Origin of the sequence: Bacteroides propionicifaciens DSM 19291 = JCM 14649, assembly GCF_000375405.1 — a bacterium.
In the GTDB taxonomy this organism is placed as follows: Bacteria; Bacteroidota; Bacteroidia; order Bacteroidales; family Bacteroidaceae; genus Bacteroides_E; species Bacteroides_E propionicifaciens.
Map to the genome: position 1 here is coordinate 18,679 of NZ_AQWS01000016.1, position 22,470 is coordinate 41,148.

At 38.4% G+C, this 22,470-nt stretch carries 20 protein-coding genes and 2 tRNA genes; 3 read left to right on the forward strand and 19 right to left on the reverse strand.

The annotated features are described in order from the left end of the window. Positions 1 to 3: 3 nt before the first annotated feature. Both gpmI and B091_RS0106260 read left to right on the forward strand, forming a co-directional pair. Positions 4 to 1,521, forward strand: a complete 1,518-nt coding sequence (gpmI, locus tag B091_RS0106255; protein WP_018109158.1) for a 2,3-bisphosphoglycerate-independent phosphoglycerate mutase — start codon at positions 4 to 6, stop codon at positions 1,519 to 1,521. Between the two features lie 77 nt (positions 1,522 to 1,598). Then, a complete protein-coding gene (locus tag B091_RS0106260; protein ID WP_018109159.1) occupies positions 1,599 to 2,189 on the forward strand; it encodes a DUF3109 family protein in 591 nt (196 codons plus the stop codon). A 96-nt stretch (positions 2,190 to 2,285) separates the two neighbouring features. Here B091_RS0106260 and gyrB read toward each other — a convergent pair whose 3' ends face one another. The 5 genes from gyrB to B091_RS0106285 form a co-directional block, all read right to left on the reverse strand. Continuing rightward, a complete protein-coding gene (gyrB, locus tag B091_RS0106265; RefSeq protein ID WP_018109160.1) occupies positions 2,286 to 4,244 on the reverse strand; it encodes a DNA topoisomerase (ATP-hydrolyzing) subunit B in 1,959 nt (652 codons plus the stop codon). Between the two features lie 248 nt (positions 4,245 to 4,492). Then, positions 4,493 to 4,750, reverse strand: a complete 258-nt coding sequence (rpsT, locus tag B091_RS0106270; protein ID WP_018109161.1) for a 30S ribosomal protein S20 — start codon at positions 4,748 to 4,750, stop codon at positions 4,493 to 4,495. Positions 4,751 to 4,785: 35 nt separating this feature from the next. After that, positions 4,786 to 4,857 (reverse strand) — tRNA-Glu (locus B091_RS0106275). Positions 4,858 to 5,053: 196 nt separating this feature from the next. Then, a complete protein-coding gene (gene rpsT, locus B091_RS0106280; protein WP_018109162.1) occupies positions 5,054 to 5,305 on the reverse strand; it encodes a 30S ribosomal protein S20 in 252 nt (83 codons plus the stop codon). Between the two features lie 37 nt (positions 5,306 to 5,342). Continuing rightward, positions 5,343 to 5,414, reverse strand: a tRNA-Glu gene (locus tag B091_RS0106285). A gap of 285 nt (positions 5,415 to 5,699) precedes the next feature. On the opposite strand from B091_RS0106285, the gene recO reads away from it, so the two are divergent. Further along, complete coding sequence (recO, locus tag B091_RS0106290) at positions 5,700 to 6,428, forward strand: DNA repair protein RecO (protein ID WP_018109163.1); 729 nt, start codon at positions 5,700 to 5,702, stop codon at positions 6,426 to 6,428. Positions 6,429 to 6,616: 188 nt separating this feature from the next. On the opposite strand, the gene B091_RS0106295 is transcribed toward recO, so the two are convergent. The 14 genes from B091_RS0106295 to B091_RS0106360 are packed head-to-tail and all read right to left on the reverse strand — an operon-like array spanning position 6,617 to position 22,449. Next, entirely contained in the window at positions 6,617 to 7,066 is a 450-nt protein-coding gene (locus B091_RS0106295) for a GatB/YqeY domain-containing protein (RefSeq protein WP_018109164.1), read from the reverse strand. Positions 7,067 to 7,079: 13 nt separating this feature from the next. Continuing rightward, complete coding sequence (ftsZ, locus tag B091_RS11850) at positions 7,080 to 8,414, reverse strand: cell division protein FtsZ (RefSeq protein ID WP_034525057.1); 1,335 nt, start codon at positions 8,412 to 8,414, stop codon at positions 7,080 to 7,082. An 11-nt stretch (positions 8,415 to 8,425) separates the two neighbouring features. After that, the gene (gene ftsA / locus B091_RS0106305; protein WP_018109166.1) at positions 8,426 to 9,910 is read right to left on the reverse strand and encodes a cell division protein FtsA; all 1,485 of its coding nucleotides are present in this window, start codon (positions 9,908 to 9,910) and stop codon (positions 8,426 to 8,428) included. An 8-nt stretch (positions 9,911 to 9,918) separates the two neighbouring features. Continuing rightward, on the reverse strand, positions 9,919 to 10,662 hold the full coding sequence (locus B091_RS0106310) for a cell division protein FtsQ/DivIB (RefSeq protein WP_018109167.1): 744 nt from the start codon (positions 10,660 to 10,662) through the stop codon (positions 9,919 to 9,921). A gap of 8 nt (positions 10,663 to 10,670) precedes the next feature. Next, positions 10,671 to 12,047 (reverse strand): UDP-N-acetylmuramate--L-alanine ligase, encoded by a 1,377-nt coding sequence (gene murC, locus B091_RS0106315; protein WP_018109168.1) that lies wholly within the window; start codon positions 12,045 to 12,047, stop codon positions 10,671 to 10,673. Between the two features lie 13 nt (positions 12,048 to 12,060). Beyond that, positions 12,061 to 13,167, reverse strand: a complete 1,107-nt coding sequence (murG, locus tag B091_RS0106320) for an undecaprenyldiphospho-muramoylpentapeptide beta-N-acetylglucosaminyltransferase (RefSeq protein ID WP_025069487.1) — start codon at positions 13,165 to 13,167, stop codon at positions 12,061 to 12,063. Positions 13,168 to 13,171: 4 nt separating this feature from the next. Continuing rightward, positions 13,172 to 14,491 (reverse strand): FtsW/RodA/SpoVE family cell cycle protein, encoded by a 1,320-nt coding sequence (locus B091_RS0106325; RefSeq protein ID WP_018109170.1) that lies wholly within the window; start codon positions 14,489 to 14,491, stop codon positions 13,172 to 13,174. Between the two features lie 2 nt (positions 14,492 to 14,493). Next, entirely contained in the window at positions 14,494 to 15,819 is a 1,326-nt protein-coding gene (gene murD / locus B091_RS0106330; RefSeq protein WP_018109171.1) for a UDP-N-acetylmuramoyl-L-alanine--D-glutamate ligase, read from the reverse strand. Positions 15,820 to 15,821: 2 nt separating this feature from the next. Continuing rightward, positions 15,822 to 17,090: a phospho-N-acetylmuramoyl-pentapeptide-transferase gene (mraY, locus tag B091_RS0106335; RefSeq protein WP_018109172.1), complete on the reverse strand. Its 1,269-nt coding sequence runs from the start codon at positions 17,088 to 17,090 to the stop codon at positions 15,822 to 15,824. Between the two features lie 6 nt (positions 17,091 to 17,096). Beyond that, entirely contained in the window at positions 17,097 to 18,557 is a 1,461-nt protein-coding gene (locus tag B091_RS0106340) for a UDP-N-acetylmuramoyl-L-alanyl-D-glutamate--2,6-diaminopimelate ligase (protein WP_018109173.1), read from the reverse strand. Between the two features lie 14 nt (positions 18,558 to 18,571). Beyond that, positions 18,572 to 20,707: a penicillin-binding protein gene (locus B091_RS0106345; RefSeq protein ID WP_025069488.1), complete on the reverse strand. Its 2,136-nt coding sequence runs from the start codon at positions 20,705 to 20,707 to the stop codon at positions 18,572 to 18,574. A gap of 11 nt (positions 20,708 to 20,718) precedes the next feature. Next, entirely contained in the window at positions 20,719 to 21,081 is a 363-nt protein-coding gene (locus tag B091_RS0106350) for an FtsL-like putative cell division protein (protein WP_018109175.1), read from the reverse strand. Between the two features lie 5 nt (positions 21,082 to 21,086). After that, positions 21,087 to 21,995: a 16S rRNA (cytosine(1402)-N(4))-methyltransferase RsmH gene (rsmH, locus tag B091_RS0106355; protein WP_018109176.1), complete on the reverse strand. Its 909-nt coding sequence runs from the start codon at positions 21,993 to 21,995 to the stop codon at positions 21,087 to 21,089. Then, positions 21,988 to 22,449 (reverse strand): division/cell wall cluster transcriptional repressor MraZ, encoded by a 462-nt coding sequence (locus B091_RS0106360; protein ID WP_026166331.1) that lies wholly within the window; start codon positions 22,447 to 22,449, stop codon positions 21,988 to 21,990. The genes rsmH and B091_RS0106360 overlap by 8 nt, the downstream gene beginning before the upstream one ends. Between the last annotated feature and the right edge of the window lie 21 nt (positions 22,450 to 22,470).

Here is a 22,470-nt window from a genome sequence, read left to right on the forward strand (position 1 = left end):
CTTATGAGAAAGAAAGCTCTATTGGTAATCCTTGATGGATGGGGTATAGGTAATAAAGGTAAAGCAGATGTTATATCTAATACACCAACTCCTTATTGGGATGAGTTAGTAAAAACTTACCCACATTCTCAGCTTCAAGCTAGTGGCGAGGACGTTGGTTTACCAAAAGGTCAGATGGGTAATTCTGAGGTAGGTCACCTTAATATTGGTGCTGGTAGAATTGTTTTTCAAGACTTGGTTAAGATTAATCGTGCTTGTGCTGACAATAGCATCAAAGAAAACCCTGCAGTAAAAAAAGCATTTACTTATGCTAAAGAGAACAATAAACGTGTTCATCTTATGGGATTGGCTTCAGATGGTGGAGTTCATAGTTCTTTAGATCACCTTTATAAACTTTGCGAAACTGCTAACGATTACGGTGTTCAAGATACGCTAATTCATTGCTTTATGGACGGTCGTGATACTGATCCTAAGAGTGGAAAGGGCTTCATTGAGGCTATAGAAGCTGAGTGTGCTAAAACTACAGGTAAAATAGCTACGCTTATCGGACGCTACTATGCGATGGACCGTGACAAACGTTGGGAAAGAGTAAAAGAGGCTTATGACCTGCTTGTTGACGGAAAAGGCGAAAAAGTTACTTCTCTCTCTGATGCTGTGCAAGCTTCGTACGATGAGGGTGTAACTGACGAATTCATTAAGCCAATCGTTAATGCTAATGTTGACGGTAAAATCAATGAGGGTGATGTTGTTATCTTCTTTAACTATCGTAACGATAGGGCTAAAGAGTTGACTATCGTTCTTTCTCAAACAGATATGCCAGAGGCTGGAATGAAAACAGTTCCTAATCTTCAGTACTTCTGTATGACTCCTTACGATGCTTCATTCAAAAATGTAAGTATATTATTCGATAAAGACAATGTTGAAAATACATTGGGTGAATATATCGATGCGAAGGGTCTAACTCAACTACATATTGCTGAAACAGAAAAATATGCTCACGTTACCTTCTTCTTTAACGGTGGTCGTGAACAACCTTACAGTGCTGAAGATAGAATATTAGTACCTTCTCCCAAGGTGGCTACTTATGATCTTAAGCCTGAAATGAGTGCATACGAGATTAAGGATAAATTAGTTGCAGCTATCAAAGAAGATAAATATGACTTTATTGTTGTTAACTATGCTAATGGCGATATGGTAGGTCATACTGGTGTTTATAAGGCTATCCAAAAGGCTATCGTAGCAGTTGATGAGTGCCTCAAAGAGACTATTGAAGCAGCTAATGCAGCTGGCTATGAGTCAATAATTATTGCTGATCACGGTAATGCCGATCACGCAATGAATGAAGACAATTCACCAAACACTGCTCACTCACTTAACCCAGTTCCTTGTATTTACGTTACTGAAAACAAAGACGCGAAGGTTGCTGATGGTATCTTAGCTGACGTAGCTCCAACCATGCTTCATATTATGGGTCTAGAAGCTCCTAAGGAGATGAATGGTAAAATATTAATTAAAGACTAATCTTAATTTGATAAGTCTTAATAGGAAATACCCTTGTGCTGAGCAAGGGTATTTTTATAAGATAAAGTAGTGTATTTATGATTCAAATTGATGATGTAGTTATTTCGCTAGATGTTCTGCGTGATAAGTTTATTTGCGATTTAGGCGTTTGTAAAGGTGCTTGCTGTATTGAAGGTGACGCAGGAGCTCCTGTCGAAAATGATGAGGTTAGTAAACTTCAAGAGGTTTTACCTATTGTTTGGGATGACTTATCCGATTCGGCTAAAGCCGTAATTGACCAGCAAGGTGTGGTTTATACCGATGAAGATGGTGACATTGTTACTTCTATCGTTAATGGTAAAGACTGTGTCTTTACTTGTTATGACCAGAGTGGACTTTGTTCTTGTGCTATCGAAAAAGCGCACCGTGAGGGTAAAACTGATTTCTATAAACCGATCTCTTGTCATCTCTATCCCATTAGGGTTGGGAACTATGGTACCTATAAGTCGGTGGGCTACCATCGCTGGGAAATATGTAAGGCGGCAGTTCTTTTGGGAGAAAAAGAGAATCTACCCATTTATAAATTTCTTAAGACACCACTCATTCGCAAATTTGGTGAAGCTTGGTACGAGCAACTAGAAGTTGCTGTTGAGGAGTTGAAGAATGCAGGTTATATTCCGCAAAAATAACCACTATTGATATAAATAATAAGCGGGTAATGAGTTTGTCTCATTACCCGCTTTCTCTTTTGTAAGATGAGAGGTCGGATTTATAAATAAAGGCTCTTATGCATCAATATTTGCATAAGTAGCATTGTCTTCGATAAATTGTCTTCTCGGAGCAACATCTTCACCCATTAGCATGGAGAACGTACGGTCTGTATCCGATAGACTATCTATTGTAATTTGTTTAAGCAATCTGTGCTCAGGATTCATAGTTGTATCCCATAGCTGATGTGCGTTCATCTCTCCAAGACCTTTATAACGTTGGATATGTACAGCATTTTCAGAACCGCCTCCATATTTATCAATAAATAATAAGCGTTGTTCTTCTGTCCAACAGTACTCCTCAACTTTACCTTTTTTGCAGAGGTATAAAGGTGGAGTAGCAATATATAAATATCCGTTTTGGATAATCTGAGGCATATATCTAAAGAAGAAAGTCATGATAAGTGTGTCGATATGTGATCCATCGACGTCAGCATCGGTCATGATTATAATCTTGTGATAACGTAGCTTATCAAGGTTAGCTGCTTTGCTGTCTTCTTCCATACCGATAGTAACACCTAGTGCAGTATAGATATTGCGAATTTCATCGCTTTCGAAAGCCTTGTGATACATGGCTTTTTCCACGTTTAGAATCTTACCACGTAGTGGCAAAATAGCTTGGAAAGCACGATCACGTCCTTGTTTTGCAGTACCACCCGCCGAATCCCCTTCGACAAGGAATAGCTCACAGATCTCAGGGTTTTTTTCAGAGCAGTCTGCTAATTTACCAGGTAATCCGCCACCCGAAAGTGGTGATTTACGTTGAACAAGCTCTCTTGCTTTACGTGCAGCATGACGCGCCGTGGCAGCAAGGATAACCTTATCAACAATGATTTTAGCCTCTTTAGGATGTTCTTCGAGGTAGTTATTTAAAGCTTCACCTACAGCTTGGTCTACGGCGCCCATAACTTCACTGTTACCCAGCTTAGTTTTAGTTTGACCCTCAAATTGAGGCTCAGCTACCTTTATTGAGATAACAGCCGTTAAACCCTCTCTAAAGTCGTCACCAGCAACTTCTATCTTAACTTTACCAAAAAGGCTATTGTCTTCAGCGTATTTTTTGAGTGTACGTGTAAGTGCACGTCTAAAACCCGCCAAGTGAGTACCTCCTTCAATGGTGTTGATGTTATTCACATAGGAGTGAATGTTTTCAGCATAAGAAGTGTTATACATAATAGCAACCTCAATCGGGATGCCTTGTTTTTCAGTGTTTAGATATATTACGTCGTTCACTAAGCTTTCTCTAGCAGAATCGACGTATCTAACGAACTCTCTTAGTCCATCTTTAGATTCGAAAACTTCGCTCTTAAACGAGTTGTCTTCGTTTTTGACACGCATGTCGGTCAAGGTAATTCTAATACCTGCATTTAAGAAAGCTAATTCGCGCATACGAGTGGCAAGTATTTCATACTTATACTCAGATACGGTAAAAATGCTTAGGTCTGGCCAAAATGTTTGTTGTGTACCTGTTTCTTGAGTTGTACCAACTTCTTTAACATCGTACTGAGGTTTACCACAAGCGTATTCTTGACGGTATATAATGCCGTTACGGCTTACCTCTGTAATCATTTTAGATGAAAGTGCATTCACACACGATACACCTACACCGTGTAGTCCACCCGAAACCTTGTATGAGCCCTTATCGAACTTACCGCCAGCATGTAGTACAGTCATTACAACTTCTAGTGCTGAGCGTTGTTCTTTCTCATGAAAATCTGTGGGGATACCACGTCCGTTGTCGCTTACGGTAATAGAATTATCTTCGTTTATAGTAACCTCTATATGGTCGCAATACCCAGCTAAGGCTTCATCAATAGAGTTATCCACCACTTCATATACCAAGTGATGTAAACCTTTAACACTAATGTCACCAATATACATCGCAGGGCGTTTCCTAACTGCTTCAAGTCCTTCTAGTACCTGAATACTATCCGCTTGGTAGGAACCCTTATTAGCTTGAATCTGTTCTTCGGTCATAATTATAAATTCTCTTGTATTTATCTAAACAAAGATAGTGAAAATACTCCATATTTGGGGTCTAATTCGCTTATTATCTACTGTCTAATGATTGGATTTGTTGCCTGTTATTTTAAATGGTCTTATGCGACTCTGGAACGTTTAGTGAGGGGCGTAATGACAAAAAAACTCAAACTAATAAATAGTTTGAGTTTTAATCTATATTGACTTATGTTTGTATCGTTTCTTAAACGATCACGATTTTGATCTTATGCTTCTAGAGCGTTGATGTGTTTCGCAATCTTTGATTTAAGATTAGCTGCTTTTTTCCAGTGGATAAAATTCTTCTTAGCTAGCTTATCAATCATCTTAGCAACACGAGGAAATAGCTCTTCTGCTTCTTGCTTGTTAGTAGTAGTACGAATTGTTCTAACAGAATTTCTCATGGTTCTACCATAATATCTATTCTGAAGTCTTTTCTTTTGATCCTGACGGATTCTTTTTATTGATGATTTATGATTTGCCATCTTTTTAGACTAATCTTTTAATTTTGTTTATAATGTAGCCCGTAGGAGAGTCGAACTCCTCTTTCCAGGATGAAAACCTGGCGTCCTAACCGATAGACGAACGGGCCATTTTATGCATTGCCTAACTTTCGCTAGTATCTTTTGCAAATGTAAAGTGTTTTTTTTAGACTACAAAACAAATCAGATGAAATGTTTTCACTAAAAATGCTTATCTCTCAATAGGCTTTTGCTTTACATAATAAAGGCTGAACAATTTAAAGTCCAGCCATTAAATATTTTGTATTTCTTTTTAAAAGAAATTAATTAAAGGCTATTGATGTGCTTAGCAATCTTTGATTTTAAATTAGCTGCTTTTTTCCAGTGGATAAAGTTTTTCTTAGCTAACTTATCAACCATCTTTGCAACCTTTGGAAACATTTCTTCAGCTTCCTTTTTATCCGTAGTCAAGCGAATTGTTCTAACAGCATTTCTCATGGTTCTACCATAATATCTGTTTTGAAGTCTTTTCTTTTGATCCTGACGGATTCTCTTTATTGATGATTTATGATTTGCCATTTTGACTAATCTTTTAATTTAAGTTATCTTTAAAATGTAGCCCGTAGGAGAGTCGAACTCCTCTTTCCAGGATGAAAACCTGGCGTCCTAACCGATAGACGAACGGGCCATTAAAACAGAGTTGCTTTCGCTTTTCTTATCTGTTTCGCTCTAATGCGATGCAAATGTATCACAAAGTTTTTAAACTTCAAAACATTTTATGTAAAATATATTGTCGTTTTTGTGGTTTTATTTTTGAGTCTATGCATAATTGGCTTATAAACAAATGGTTGTTGCTTTAATGCATAGATTGCAATAATAAAGTTTTTATTACTTAATATCCTTGTATGGGATTAATCTTTATCTTTGGATAAACTTTTGCAACCTTAAATATGGTTACTTTTATTGACTCTTTATGGATATAAAAACTGACGGAATAGTACTACGTATTATTAAATATAACGACCGTTCTCATATTGTAGATCTATACTCTCAAGAGCTTGGACGGTGTGCTGTGTTGGTTAATATCTCCAAATCAACCAAGTCTAAGCTTAAAAGTAATCTTTTTCAACCCCTGTCGATTTTGGATTTGAACTTATCCAAAACAAATAAGTCCTCGCTATATAGGCTCAAAGATGTCAAGTTGAGCTATACGTTTCAGTCCATACCTTTTCACCCTGTAAAGTCCGCATTGGCCTTTTACATTGCTGAATTCTTATACTATGCCGTGCGTGATGAAAACATTAATAAGCCCTTGTTCGATTATTTAGACCATTCTATGCGTTGGCTAGATAGCTGTGAGGTAGGTTACGCAAATTTCCATTTGGTCTTTTTGATAAGGTTATCTCGGTTTTTAGGTCTTTATCCCAATTACTCCGATTATCATAGAGGGGATTATTTTGACTTGCTTAATGCTTGTTTTTGCTCTTCTCAGCCTCTGCATCCTCGCTTCTTAAAGGGTGATGAATCTGTCTTCATACTCAAACTCATGCGTATGAATTACGATTCTATGCACTTATTCAAATTCTCACGACACGATCGTGCTCGAATTCTTCATATCCTAAATGATTTCTACAAAATACATATTCCTAACTTTCCAGATCTAAAGTCACTCGATGTTTTAAAAGAGCTATTTGAGGATTAAGCCTTTTAGGTTAACGGCTAAACTCTTGAGTTGTTTTTTGGGGTTTATGTGAGTAGGTGGTTGGCTAGAGGCAAGCTAGTGGTTATATGGCTGCGAATAACTCATTTTAATTTATGACTTGGGGTTAGGACATAAAAAAAGCGTACCTGTTTAGTTTGGTACGCCTTTTAAAATATTCTTCTTGGGTCTTATCCCAATAACTCTTTAACCTTATTCGAAATAGCTTTTCCTTCAGCTTTGCCTGCTAGCTCTGTAGTGGCAAGCCCCATGACTTTACCCATGTCCTTCATTGTCGAAGCGCCTACACGCTCTACAATTTCTTTTATTTTTGAGGTAAGTTCCTCTTGGCTGAGTTGTTGAGGTTGGTATTTCTCTAAAACTTCTACTTGAGCTAATTCTTCATCCGCTAGATCTTGTCTGTTCTGCTCGGCATAGATTGAAGCAGAATCTTTCCCTTGCTTAATTAACTTCTGAATGATTCTCAGGGCATCGGCATCGCTAAGCTCGTTGTGTGCTCCAGGTGCTGTTTTTGCCTCCAGAAAATTCTTCTTAATTGTGCGTAGTACTTGTAAGGATAGCTTGTCTTTGGCTTTCATTGCAGCCTTAAGGTCCTCGTTGATCTGTTCAAATAAACTCATAATATATTTATTATTAAAAATTAATCACTCGGTTGGTTGTATCTTCCTTATCAACTTTTGTTTCGGGAAGTCCTTGCGATGTTGTTAGGTTTGCTATGATGTTAAGTTTGCTTTTTGTCCTTTCGTAGGTTGGTGTATTTTCCACCTCAGCAATTACTTTATTATTATCTAAGTCTTCGGAAGTAAAGAGATAGATATTATTCTGTTTCTTAAGTGCTCTGTTTCTTGCATTGATTGCACCCTCACCATATGCAGCCTTTATTCTTCTGACTATGATTTCTCTCTTTCTCTCTTCCTCTATCATTAGGGCATCTTCTTCGTCACGAGTGCGTTCTTTACGTCTATCACTCATGCCTGGTACATCTTCGACACCAAAACCTGTAGCCAGAATAGTTACCTTAACCTCTTTGCCCAAAGTTTCATCTATTGCCATACCCCAGATAACTTCGACCTCTTCTTTGAATTTGCTCATGAATTCGTGAACTTCATTAAACTCATCCATCATTACATCGTCCGAACAGTAGATGTTTAACATCACTTTCTTTGCGTTAAAGATGTCATTATTATTGAGTAAGGGAGAGTGAAGTGCATCGTTAATAGCTTTGGAAAGACGATTGTCTCCTCCACCAAATCCAGTGCTCATAATGGCTACTCCACCATCTTTAAGGATGGTGTTGACATCGGCAAAGTCTAAGTTGATTTTTCCTTTCTTCGTGATCAGTTCCGCAATACTTTTTGCAGCAATAGAGAGTGTGTCGTCGGCCTTGGCAAAGGCATTCATTAAGGTAAGATCCGAATAGATCTCTCTAAGTCTTTCGTTATTGATAACCAATAATGCATCAACGCTGTTGGCAAGTCTCTCCACACCGTCAAGGGCTTGAATGATTTTTTTCTCACCTTCAAACAAGAAAGGTATGGTTACGATACCCACAGTCAATATTCCCATCTCTTTGGCTGTGCTTGCGATAACAGGGGCAGCTCCAGTACCTGTTCCACCACCCATGCCAGCGGTTATAAAGACCATCTTAGTGCCATCGTGAAGCATTTGTTCAATCTCTTCGATGCTCTCTTGTGCCGCATCTTTGGCTCTTTCGGGTTTATTACCAGCGCCTAAACCTCGAGTAGTCTCTTTCCCTAATTGGATTCTAAGAGGTACGGGCGATTCTAGAAGGGCTTGATTATCTGTATTGCAAAGTACAAAAGAAACATCGTGAATGCCTTCTTTAAACATATGACTAACCGCATTACCACCTCCACCACCAACACCAATAACTTTAATTATTTTGGGGGCGCTTGTGGGGATATCAAAACTTTGTAAATCTTTCAATTCTTTATCTATAGTATCCATGGCATTAATCATTATTTTAACTCGTCATTTTCGTCAAAGATGTTCTTTTGTAAATCTTCGAATGTGCTGAAGAGTGATTGTTTCCAAGACTTTTTCTTTTTCTTTTTGCTTCTCTCTTGCTCTAAGTCTTTTTCTTTGGCTTTTTGTAGTTCTAGTTTTTCTAGCTTTTCCTTCTCAGCTTTTTTCTTAGCCTCTTCTTGCTCTTGAATGAGTTTCTGTTCTGCTAGAAGTTGCTCGGGAGTTTTAGTTTCTGGTAAATCTTGCTTAGTTGTCTCTTGATCTTCGATAAGATTTTCTGCTTCGAATATTTTGCCTGTTGTTGGAGCCTCAATTTTAGCACAGTTCATCTCACTTGCAGCCAGTAATCCTAAAACTGTATTTAGACTATGAGGTGCAGCTTTTTCCTTGATCTCGGCAATACGCTTTGAATGTATAATATCAATACAAGGTTTGGCTAGCTTAATTCTTTCGATGCGCGTAATTTTTCGAATTAGCTCTTTTAGTCCTACTAAATTGGCTCCTCCTCCAGTAATAACAAATCCTGCTAGAAGTTGATCGTCATAACCAGAGAGTTGAATTTGATTCCACACGTTAGCTATGATTTCTTCGGCTCGTGCGTGGATCATTTCATTAACCTTAAAGATTGATATCTCACGTGTCTTTTCTTCGTCTAAGAAGAATGTCTCGATGACTTCATCATCCTCATCCTTATAGTTTAAATCGGCTAGGCGTAGTTTTAGATATTCTGCTCGGCTCTCTTCGATCTTTAATGAAGCCAAATCTTTTGTGATATTATTGGCTCCCAATGGGATTACAGTTAAAAAGCGTAATATCTCATTTTTGTATATGGCAACGGTAGTTGTTTCAGCCCCAAAATCGACAAAGGCACATCCTGCTCTTTTGTCGGCCTCGGGTACCAATAGCTTAGCAGCGGCTAGTGGTGATACAAGTAAGTCAGCAATTTCAATATTTGCTTTCTCGAATGAGTGTAATAAGTTTTTTCGAGCATCTTCACGTGCTACAATATTGAGGTAATGACCTTCTATATGATCACTAGCAACTCCTACGGGGTCTTTCTGGAAGTTATCTCCAATTTTAAACTCTTGTGGAACAACTTCGAGTATTACTTTATTATCCACAGGCAGTCCAATGTTTTCATCTGATATCGAATCAATAAGACTCTGTGAAATTATTTCTATTTTACCCAAGGAGCGATTGATTACACTTTTTATGGTATGGACCGATTGGCCGCTAATACCCACATACACCTTCGCTATTTTGCTGTCTAGGGTCTCTTCTAGATTTTTTATAATGTCGATAAGACTTTGGCTAGTTTTATCGATATTATAAACAAGTCCTTTTCTCATGTAAGAGGTAGCTTCTTCTTGAGCATAGGCTAGCACTTGAAGTGTGCCATCCTCATTCTTCTTTCCTGCTATTCCAGAAATTCTTGTTGAACTTAACTCAACTGCTGCTATAAATTCTGTCATTGCCATATATATAGTTAATTATTATTTGCTTTCGTACAAATGACTTGATTGCTTATCTCAATGTTTATCACTTTGTATTTGTTCCAACCCACTTGGTTGAGAACTTTATCATAAAATATTTTTAGACGCTTTAATTTGTCTTTGTAATCACTCAAATCACCAAGAATAACGATATGTTCTCCAACTCGAGGGATTATTTCGATCTGATTCTTTTTAACAACATGTACCTGACTGATTTGGTTGTTCCAAAAGTCATCTTCATCAATATAATTAATAAAATCATAAAGTTCCCCCTGAAGATGCTCTTTTGTTATGTTTCCTGTTACTACAGGTAAGTCAGCTACACACCTTGTGTTTGAGGGCATTATTCCACGTTTATTGTCAACAAGAAATGAACCAAGTGTGTTCGATGAGACCCTCAGTACAGGGATTTTTTGATGAATATCTATACCTATTTTATTGCTTGGCGTTTTATAACACTGTACTTGATCGATCAGTGGGTGCTTCTGTAGCTGATTCTCTATTTTCTTTGTAGATATTTGCTCCATCTTTGTATCGATGGGGTACATCTTATGACGTTTTAGTATGGCGAATACTTCATTCTTGGAAATGAAGTCTCCGTGTTCAGAATCTTTGATTGTTAGCTCTATATCAGTACAAACTCTTTCTGGATCAGAAGAGTTAAGTACCGTAACAGCTAGTAATAGATAAACTACCACTGAAATGACGAAAAACAATATGAAGATTCTCTTAATCATAGTTTATATCATACATCAAGTAACGCTTTGATTTGCGGTGTTAATAAGTTAATATCACCTGCACCCAAAGTTAAAATAATATCTGTATCTAGTGTTGATAGCAGTGAAATAATATCTTTCGTACTGCTCATTTCTTTTTTACCTTTAGGTAGAGAGATTTCTTGGTAAATTAAGTCACTTGTAACTCCTTCAATAGGTTCTTCCCTTGCCGGATAGATGTCTAGCAAGATTACGCAGTCTGCTAGAGCTAAACTCTGTGCAAAGTCTTGGTAAAAGTCTTTAGTTCTAGAGAAGAGATGAGGTTGAAAAACCACAGTTACTTTTCTTGAAGGGTATAGTTCTTTGACCGAAAGAATGCTTTGTTTGATTTCTGCAGGATGGTGTGCATAATCGTTAATAAAGACGTGCTTCTGGTTTTTTACCAAGAACTCAAATCGTCTCTCAACTCCTTTAAAAGTACCCATGGCTTGTTTTATCTCCTTAGGAGTAGCTCCACATAGATGGGCTACGGCCATTGCAGCAATCCCATTTTCGATGTTGATTGCTACAGGAACACCGAGCTTAACGTTGGCTATTTCAATTTCTGGCCCAACGAAGTCGAAATATACCTCACCATCTTCAATACGAATGTTCTTAGCGTGATAATCCCCACTATCTCTTGAATAAGTGAAGCAGGATGTTCCCTTTGGTAGCTCAGGAGTAATCTCAAGCCCTTGACGAATAAGTAGTACTCCATCTGAAGCCGTTAGTGATGTATAATCGACAAAGCTTTTTAGGTAGGCTTCTTTAGTTCCATAAATATCTAAGTGGTCGGGTTCAGCCGATGTAATAACTGAAATATACGGATGGAGCTGATGGAATGAGCGATCAAACTCGTCGGCTTCAATTACGGTGTATGGGCTGTTCTTGTCTACCAGTAAATTGGTATGGTAATTCTCAGATATTCCGCCCAGAAAAGCAGTACAGCCCACACTTGATTCATGCAGTAGATGGGCGAGCATCGTTGAAGTGGTGGTTTTACCATGTGTTCCAGCAATACATAAACCTTTGCTTGATCGGGTGATGAGCCCCAAAACCTGAGCTCTCTTCATGATGGTAAACTCATTTTCTTTAAAAAAAGCAAGCTCCTTGTGTGACTCAGGTATAGCTGGTGTGTAGATAACCAATGTATTACCCTTATCTTTAAATACATCAGGTATTAACTTAGGGTTATCTTCGTAGTGGATTTGTGCACCCTCTACGATCAGTTGCTCTGTGAGTTTACTTGGGGTTTTATCGTATCCACCAACAGGTAGATTCTTCGCCAAAAAGTAGCGTACTAGGGCACTCATTCCAATACCACCTGCACCTACAAAATATATAGAGTTGAAATCTTCTATTTTCATAAGGGTATTTGATCTATTTTACAAGCTTTAATACTTCAGCTGCGATATTATCTGCCGAGTTCGGTAAAGCCATTCTTTTTATGTTTTCGCTCAGTCTGTTCAGAAGAGCTTTGTTGTTTATTGTCTCGTTGATTAAAGGATATAATTGATCCTTAAGTTCATTGTCTTTCAGCCATAATGCTGCTTGGTTATCGACCAAGGCGAGTGCATTTTTAGTTTGGTGATCTTCAGCTACGTTAGGCGAGGGAATAAGTAATACGGGTTTCCCAAGTAGTGAAAATTCAGATATAGAACTCGCGCCTGCTCTAGATACGATCAAATCTACTGCCCGATAGGCCATAGACATGTCGGTGATAAAGTCGGTCACGATGATGTTGTTTAGTTCTTTTCCCTCTAATGCTGTGCGTACCCTATCAATATAGAGTTTGCCTGTTTGCCATATAAATTGAATGGGGCTTTTACCCAGCTCATCAATCATCCCTAATAAGGCATTATTGATGGATTGAGCACCTAAGCTTCCTCCAAGAATTAGTACTACAGGTCTCTTTGGGTCAAATTTTAAAGTCTGTTTAGCGTCTTCTTGACTCATCGTATTAGTCAGTATATCTTGGCGCACAGGATTTCCTGTTAGAACTATCTTATCGGCCTTAAAGAATTGCTCCATTTTAGGATAGGCGACACATATTTTACTTGCTCCCTTTGCCAGTAGTTTATTGGTAACACCCGCATAAGAGTTTTGCTCCTGAATGAGTGTTGGAATTCCTAGCATCTCAGCCATTTTTAGTGTTGGACCACTAGCAAAGCCTCCCACACCCACAACTACATCGGGGCTGAACTCCTTAATTGTTTTGCGAGCTTTAAAAAGGCTCTTGATGAGTAGACTTACAACTGATATGTTTTTCCAAACCTGAGCTCTGTTAAACCCCTTGATAGGTAAACCTACTATCTCATAACCAGCTTGTGGAACGCGTTGCATCTCCATGCGGTCTTGAGCTCCAATAAACAAAATCTCGCAAGTAGGTGCAACCTCTCTAAGTGCATTCGCAATTGATATTGCTGGAAATATATGTCCGCCTGTTCCGCCACCGCTAATGATGACTTTAAGCTTTGTCTCTTTCATAATCTTAAATGTTTTTTTCATCGATAAAGCCACTATCTTCTTTCAGCATCGGAGAGTTTGGGATTTGCCCAATATCTTCTTGGTTGAGTTCTTCCAATTCATCTTTTGTTGTAGCTTCCTTTATCTTTTGCTCTCGCTCAATTTGTAAATCGGTATAGTAGCTCACGCTAAGTACCATGCCCAAAAGCACACAATTTATGACACCACTAGATCCCCCTTTACTAATTAGTGGTAGAGGTTGACCCGTTATGGGGAGTAAGCCTACAGCAACCATCATATTGATCATAGCCTGTATTACGAGCATGAGCCCTATGCCCAATACGAGAAACATACTAAACCGATCTCTGCATTTCTTGGCTATTTTCCCTATTCGCATCAGTAGCCATATATATAAGAGTGTGACTCCAATACCACCTATAAGCCCCAACTCTTCAATAATGATAGCATAAATGAAATCCGAAAAAGCTTGACTTAAAAAGTCTCTCTGTATAGAGTTTCCCGGACCAACTCCCATGATATTACTTGAGGCTATGGCAATATTTGCATGTCCTCTTTGTCCATACTCTTCTAAGTATTTTGCCACAGGTAAAGAGTCTTCTGCATCACTGATGTGGTTAGTAATACGATTAACCCAAGTCGTAGCTCGATGGAAAATTGTAGGACCTTTTTTTTCACTTTTATCGAAAGTGCTAAATAAGAAGGCAATGCCAACTATTGCTGTTAATATAATTATCCCAGATCCTACTCCTTTAATTAGCGTTAAAATCTTAACTCGTCCAATAAATAGCATAATAAATATAACTACGAGCAGTAGCGCAGCTGTAGAAAAGTTCTCCAGACCAATAAGGAGTATGATAGGAGTGGTTACACCGATAATCCAATAAAAAGCTTTATTATCAGCGTGATCTTCTTTTTGATATATTGAAAGGACATAAGCTATAATGCAAACCAATCCAAGCTTAGCTACCTCTGAGGGTTGAAATCTTATTCCGAAAAACTCTAACCAACGTGCGGCACCATTTACTCGTTCACCTGAAACGTAACCTTTAGCACTTGCCCATAGTAGTAAGAGAAATGACACAGGTACAATTAAAAAAGCAAATACCTTGAACCATTGATATCTCACATTCTGGACAAATAGCATGGTAAGCAGTCCGATAAGTAAGTATTTAGAGTGTTGCATAATAGGAGCCCAATGGTTTCCCGACTTGTATGTAAGTATACTTGCAGCACTGAATACTTCAATAACTGAAACAACACAGAGCAAAGCAAAAATCATCCAGATTACTTTGTCTCCCTTAAATATCTTACTTATTAAATCCATAGTTATAGCTTGTTTATGGTCTGTTTGAATAACTCACCTCTATTCTCGTAGCTACTAAATAAATCGAACGAAGCACAGCAAGGGCTCAGCAGTACAATAGAGTCTTTAGGAGCCAATGCTTTAGCTGCTTTGACTGCATCTTCTATGCTACAAGTATCTGAAATAGGAATACCAAAATCTTTAAAATAGGATTGAAGTTTACTGTTGTCAATACCCATGAATACGAGTCCCACACATTTATCTTTGACAAGCTGGCTAATTTCGTCGTAGTTATTGCCTTTGTCTTTTCCACCCAAAATCAGGACTGTGGGTTTATGCATAGCTTGGAGTGCGTAATAGCAAGAATCTACATTAGTAGCTTTGGAGTCGTTTATATAAGTTATCTGGTCTATAGTGGTAACATATTCTAATCGGTGTTCCACGCCCTCAAAGCTTTCCATCCCTTGCTCTATCTGTTCTACAGTTAGTCCAGATAGCTGTGCTGCCGTAGTGGCTGCCATTGCATTGAGTAGATTATGTGTTCCTAAGAGCTTTAGATGTTCTCTCTTTACAATAAAACTACCGTTATCTACTTTAATATTTGTTTGGTCGGCTGTAGTGTACGAGGGATATTCAAGGCTGAAAGGGTTACACTGCGCAATAATCTCTCTTTGCTCAACCTGTTTGCTAATGATCGCATCGTCAACCCAATAGATGAAGTGATCTTTTGGTGTTTGGTTTTGTATAATCCGAAACTTAGCATCAATGTAGTTGCCCATTTTATACTCATATCTATCCAAATGATCTGGTGTAATATTGAGTAAGATAGCAATGTCTGCTTTGAAATCGTACATGTTGTCGAGCTGAAAAGAACTCAACTCTACTATATAATAATCGTGCTCAACTGTGGCAACTTGACGTGCTAAACTAGCTCCAATGTTACCCGCTACTCCAACGTTCTTACCCGCTTGTTTGAAGATATGGTAGAGTAGGCTCGTTGTTGTTGTCTTACCGTTTGAGCCAGTAATGCAAATCATTTTGGCATCACTAAACCTTCCAGCAAATTCTATTTCAGAAATCACAGGAATAGCCTTAGTTATTGAGGCTTCTATGATTGGTGCAGTATCAGGGATTCCAGGACTTTTGATGATAAGGTCTGCGCTCAGCACTTTATCCCAAGTATGTGATCCCTCTTCCCACTCAACTTGTATCTTGTCGAGTTCAGTTTTAAACTTCTCTTTGATTTGGGCTGAGTCCGAAACAAAAACGTGATACCCTTTGGTTTTAGCCAGTAGGGCTGCGCCTGTACCGCTTTCTCCAGCGCCTAGTATGACAACTTTCTTATTCACTTTTATCTGATTTTTAAGGTGATAATAGTTATGGCAGCCAAGAGAATAGTTATAATCCAAAAACGTATTGTTATTTTGGACTCATGAATTATTTTCTTTGGTTTGGTGATCAAATATGTACAGTTAGCATCAAGTTGTGCTAGCGTTGTTCTAAAATGATCATGAATGGGTGTACGTTTGAATACGCGTTGTTTTATGCCTTTTCTTTTTCCTCTTTTATAATATTGCACTTGAAGAATGACCGAAAGTGTTTCCACAAGGAATACACCACAAAGAATAGGTATTAAAAGCTCTTTACGGATCAAAATGGCAAATACTGCGATTATACCTCCGATGGTTAGACTACCTGTGTCACCCATAAATACTTGAGCAGGGTAGGCGTTGTACCATAAGAAACCTATAAGAGCTCCAACAAATGCACAAATGAAAATAACTAGCTCCTCACTACCAGGAATAAACATGATATTCAGATATTGAGCTAATTCGGCATGGCTACCTAAATAGGCAAATATACCCAAGACAACCCCGATTATGGCAGAGTTTCCTGCAGCCATTCCATCCATGCCATCGTTGAGGTTGGCACCGTTAGATACGGCTGCAACAACAAATATGGTAACAAAAACAAAGAGTACCCAGCCCGCAGCTTGTTTGTGTTCACCCATAAAGCTCATAATATCAGCATAGTCGAGGTTGTTGTTTTTGAAAAAAGGAATGGTTGTTTGTGTTGACTTCGTGTTTTTCTTTGCATGGATGACTTCGATCTCTTGTCCTGGGATTTTAACCTCCATGTTTTCTCTGATCACAGCATTGGGGCTGAGGTAGAGGCTAAGCCCAACAATTAGGCCAAGACCAACTTGACCGACAATTTTGTATCGGCCTTTCAGTCCATCCTTGTTTTTCTTCATTACCTTGATGTAGTCGTCAGCAAAGCCAATAACTCCAAGCCACACAGTGGTGATGAGCATGAGAATCATATAGATATTGGTAAGCTTCCCCAGCAGTAAACAGGGGATAAGGATTGAGGTGATTATAATAACACCTCCCATGCTAGGAACACCAATCTTATTCACTCCAAAAGGGTCAATACTGGCGTCTCTTTGTGTTTCTGTGATTTGTTTTGCTTTTAGGCGATCTATAAATTTATCTCCAAATATGGTCGATATCAATAGAGCCAATATAATAGTCAGTATAGCCCTAAATGAAGTGTAATTAAATAGTCCTGCTCCAGGTATATCGTATTTTTGTAGCCATTCGAATAGGTAATAAAGCATATCTTTTTAGTTGTTTTGTGTTTTGAATATATTATAAACTTCTTCACGATCATCGAAGTGGTGTTTGATTCCTTCGATATCCTGATAAGTTTCATGTCCCTTGCCAGCGATGAGTATCACATCTCCTGGCTTTGCAAGCATACATGCAGTTTTGATGGCATCTCTTCGGCTCTCTATTGCTAGGACTGAGTTTTTTTCGGCATTGGTCAATCCCTCTAGCATATCTGCTATGATATCTTGAGGTTTCTCAAATCTAGGATTATCCGAGGTGATAATAACTCTATCGCTGTGTTTAACGGACTCTTGTGCCATTAGTGGGCGTTTGCCTTTGTCTCGATTTCCACCAGCTCCAACAACAGTTATTACAGCTCCGTCGTTGTTCAAGATATCATGTATGGTAGTCAATACATTGACTAATGCATCGGGGGTGTGTGCATAATCAACAATAACGGTGTAGCCCGAAGGTGATATGAGTGTTTGGAAACGACCAGTTACGGGTTTTAGGCTACTCATAGCGATTAACACCTCGTCGGGATCTTGTTTTAGCAATACGGCTGCACCATATACTGCGAGTAGGTTTGAAGCATTAAAGCGGCCAGTAAGCTGCATGATAACCTCTTTGTTGTCGATTTCCAAATCCATCCCATTGAAATGGAGTTCCAATATCTTAGCTTTAAAATCAGCCATACTTCTTAGGGAGTAGGTATAGGTTTTGGCTTTTGTATTTTGTTGCATGACAAGTCCGTTCTTGTCGTCGGTATTGACCAAACTAAATGCAGTATTGGGTAGATTATCAAAGAAAGTTTTCTTGGCTTTCAGGTAGTTTGCTACAGTTTTATGGTAATCAAGGTGGTCACGTGTAAGGTTGGTAAATATGCCTCCTTCAAATGTAAGATTAGCGATTCTCTTTTGGTCTACAGCATGTGAACTTACCTCCATGAAAGCATATTCACAGCCCGCATCCACCATCTCAACTAATAATTGGTTGGTTGTGATAATATCGGGTGTGGTGTGGTCGGCAGGAACTTCTGTAGTGTCTACATAGTTGCATACTGTTGATATCAAGCCAACCTTATAACCTAGTTTTCTAAAGGTCTCGTAAAGGATTGTAGCTACAGTTGTCTTTCCGTTGGTGCCTGTTATGCCCACTAACTTTAGTTTAGAAGAGGGGCTACTATAAAAATTAGATGCAATCTGGCCAAGTGAGTCTTCTGAGTGTATAACCTGAATATAGGTTATCTCGGGTTTTAACTCTGTGGGTAAGGTTTCACAGACTATGGCTGTAGCACCTTTATGTATAGCTTGATCTATGTATTGATGGCCATCTGTTTGTGTTCCTTTTATAGCAACAAACATACTATTTGTATCGATTTGTCTTGAGTCGATACAGACTTTATCTATATTATTCTCTGTAGAACCTATTAACTGTTTAGTTACTACATCTGTTAACAATTTTCTTATTTCCATAACCTGAATTTTATTTATCTCAGTTCTATTGTTATTCTTGCACCCTGTCTTGCTTTTGAACCATTTGGTATTGATTGGCGGTATACTTTTCCTCTGCCAATAATATTGACATCTAGCCCTACTGATTGCAGGGCAAAGACTGCATCTCTTGCTCCCATGCCATAAACCGAGGGCACCAGTTGTGTTGATACCTTTGCATCTACAATTTCAACTTGATTATCTTTAGTATTGAATGAAGCCCAAAGGCCTTCTTCTTCAATGTTTTTATCGTAATCTATGTCCAGTTCTTTTAGAACTTTAATGCTTTTATTGATGAGGCCTTTTTTGATGTATGGAGCTGTTGGGTTGATTGTATCTTTAGCCGCTTCAACATGAAAATACTGTTTCAAGTTCATGGCATAAATGTGTTCTGCAATTTGATTGAAAACTATAGCACACTCACGTCCACCACCACCACCGCCTCCTCGGGCAGATTTGATATTTACCAGTATTGTGTATTCGGGTTGCTCTGCGGGGAAGTATCCACAGAAACTCAGAATATGTTGTTGTCCGCCTCCATAACCACTTGTTCCTTGTGATAATTGTGCTGTACCTGTTTTTCCTGCCACTCGAAACTGGTTTGAGGCAGCTCTTTTACCCGTACCTTCAGAAACTACTCTTTCAAGAATTTCTTGGATGTCTTTTATGGCTTCGCTAGAGGCTATTTTTGGGTTTATAACCTCTACAGGATATTTCTTTATTACAGATCCTTCTCTAGTAGCGGCTTGAACAAAACGAGGCTTTACCATTTCTCCATTATTAGCAATGGCATTATAAAAAGTGACCATATTGATGGGTGGTAAAAGTGTTTCGTAACCAAAGCTCATCCAGGGGATGGTTAGCTTTGAGAAACCAGGGTCTTTTGTGTCTTTGATGATTGGCTTAGCGACTCCTTCAAGTTGGAGGTCTAGGTTCATACCTACAAGTTTACGTATCCCATCGATAAACTGTTGCTTATTGCCGTAATAGGCTTCTTCGATAGTTACACCCACACCAATGTTCGACGAGTTCATCATGATCTCATCAATGTTTTGGTATTTCTTGTCCTCTTTGAATCCTCCGTTTCGCCAGTTGTGATCACGGATAAGACGGCCGTGCATGTTATACGTTCCATCTCCAAGAAATTGCTTACGATCTCTAGTGATCTTCTGATCGTTTAGAGCTGTTAGTATGGCTGCAGTTTTAAAAGTTGAGCCAGGTTCATATAGATCGATAACGGCATTGTTTTTCTCTTCACGGTATTGACCATCTGATCCGCGCGACATATTAACAATTGCCTTAATATCACCAGTTTTTACTTCCATGACAATTACTACTCCAAGTGCACCGTTGACCTCTTTGAGCATATCAACAATGGCTTTCTCGCTTATATCTTGAATGTCGACATTGAGCGTGGTTAGTATATCGTCCCCATTGACTGGCCTGACATCTAAGATTGATAAGTATTTGTTTTGAATTTTTATTCGATGCGCTAAGCCTTCTTTACCGCTAAGAATGTCATCAAAGGATTTTTCTAAACCGTTTTTAGCCCCTTTACCTTTGTCCAGAAAGAGGCTTCCAATGGTCCTAGATGCCAATGTGCCAAAAGGTTTTTCCCTATGATTTGATTCAGTTGCATGAAGTCCACTTTTATTTGGTCCGCTTCTAAATACGGGTAATTGTAATATGTCTTGGTATTGTAAGTAGCTGATTCGATTGGGGTATAATGATGCGTGGGCACTAAGCTTTTTTGCACGGAGTCCGTTGTTAATTTTGCTCTTAAAATAGGATACACTTTTATCTGGCATTATTTTGTGCAAACCACGTGCGACAGAGTCTATTGAAGTTTTAAATAGCTCTTTTTTAATTTTATGATTTGATTTATAATCCATATAGATCCGGTACTGAGGTAACGAGCTAGCCAGCAACTTATTGTCGCTGGAAAATATTTTCCCACGGTTGGCAGGTATTGTTACGTTCTCTTTAGTATACATCTTTTTGCCCTCCATCCAGTAGTCTTTTTCTACAAACATGACTAGTGAAGCTTTTACGATAATGGAGACGCCACAGAGTACTAAAATGATTACAACAAAGAAATATTTATTTAATATGCTACTCTTCTTTATTGACACGGCTATCTAAATTATTTAATAATGTATGGTGGATTTGTGGGGATCTCAAGTTCACTCCCTTTTCTAGTTATATGCTCTTCTATTTTTGATTGACGACTTTTGTCCATAAGATCTGCTGTGCGTGTTAAAGCGCGGTATTTAATGTCTTTAAGGATGATTTCTAGCCTATTTTTCTCAATGAGATCTTGTTGGTACTGATACCTATTGCTCACATAGACAATAATAAGAATAATACTCAAAAATATAATGGGTATATTCTTCTGTATTGTCTTTTCTAGTAAAATGTCGCCACCAAGAAATTGAGCAAACTTTTTAGTCTTGCTTATGTTGTTTTTCTTGTCGTCATTGGGAGCGTTTAGGTTAGAGGTTTTCATGGCTTTTAAAGTTTTTCTGCGATACGCAATTTAGCACTTCGGGATCGTGGATTTCGATTGAGCTCTGTATCCGATGGTATAATAACTTTATTATTGATCGCCTTAATTGGGCTGATGACTTTTCCGTAAAAATCCTTTTCTAATTTCCCTTCAATATTACCAGTCTTAAAGAGGTTTTTTACCATTCTATCTTCAAGCGAGTGGTAGGTAATAACAACTAATCTTCCGCCTGGTTTTAATACCTTTATTGCTCCTTCAAGCATCTCTTTAAGCGCTTGCATCTCTTGATTAACCTCAATGCGTAAGGCTTGGAAGGCTTTAGCTAACTCTTTTTTTAGTCGTTGAGGCTTGAAAAGGGGAGTAGTCAATTCGATGAATTGAGAAATGGTTAGGATAGGGCTTTCAGCTCTAGCACGAACAATCTTTGATGCAATCTGTCTGCTATTTCTAAATTCACCATAGAGATAAAATACATCCGCCAAATCATCTTGTGTATAGTTGTTGATGATATCGGCTGCAGTTTTTGTGGCACGCGTATTCATACGCATATCTAGTGGAGCATCAAATCGGAAAGAGAATCCTCTCTCTTCTTCGTCGAAGTGATGTGATGATACACCTAGATCAGCCAAAATACCATCGACCTCTTCTACGTTGTGGTAGCGTAAGAAGTTCTTGATGTATCTAAAGTTTGAACGGACGAATGTAAAGCATTCATCGTCTATTATATTTCTTTCTGCATCTGCATCTTGGTCAAAAGCATAGAGGTGTCCTGGAGTAACAAGATTTTTGAGAATTTCTTTGGAATGCCCTCCACCGCCAAAGGTAACATCTACATAGTTTCCCTGAGGGTTTATGTTTAGTCCTGCAATGCTCTCTTCGAGCAATACGGGTATATGGTAAGTATCATTATTCATAATTGTTTTCTTTAGTCATGACGTTTTTTAAAGCTTCGCTAAAGTCCTTTGGATGCATAAAAGGTTGGTCAGTTAAGTTTTTTGCCCAAACTTCAATTTTGTCGTCCATTCCTATAAAACGAATGTCATTTTGTATGCTTGCCATTTCAAGATATCGCTTTGGGATGAGCATTCTTCCGTTTATGTCAATGCTGAGTATCTCTACATCGCTGACATATTGTCTAAGAATAAGTTGATGCTTGGGATCCCACTTATTGAGTCTGGACTTGAGCTCTTGAAGTTCATTATTCCAGATCGATTCAGGATATAGAACGAGGCAGGTTTGATAGAGGTCTTTTTTTAATATCATCCGCTCTTCTGCATTTTCTTGCAGAAGTTTCCTAAACGGCATAGGCATAAAAAAACGTCCTTTACTGTCTAGTTTGGCTTCGATGTTTCCTAAAAAGCTCAAAATATCACCTTATTTATATAAAAC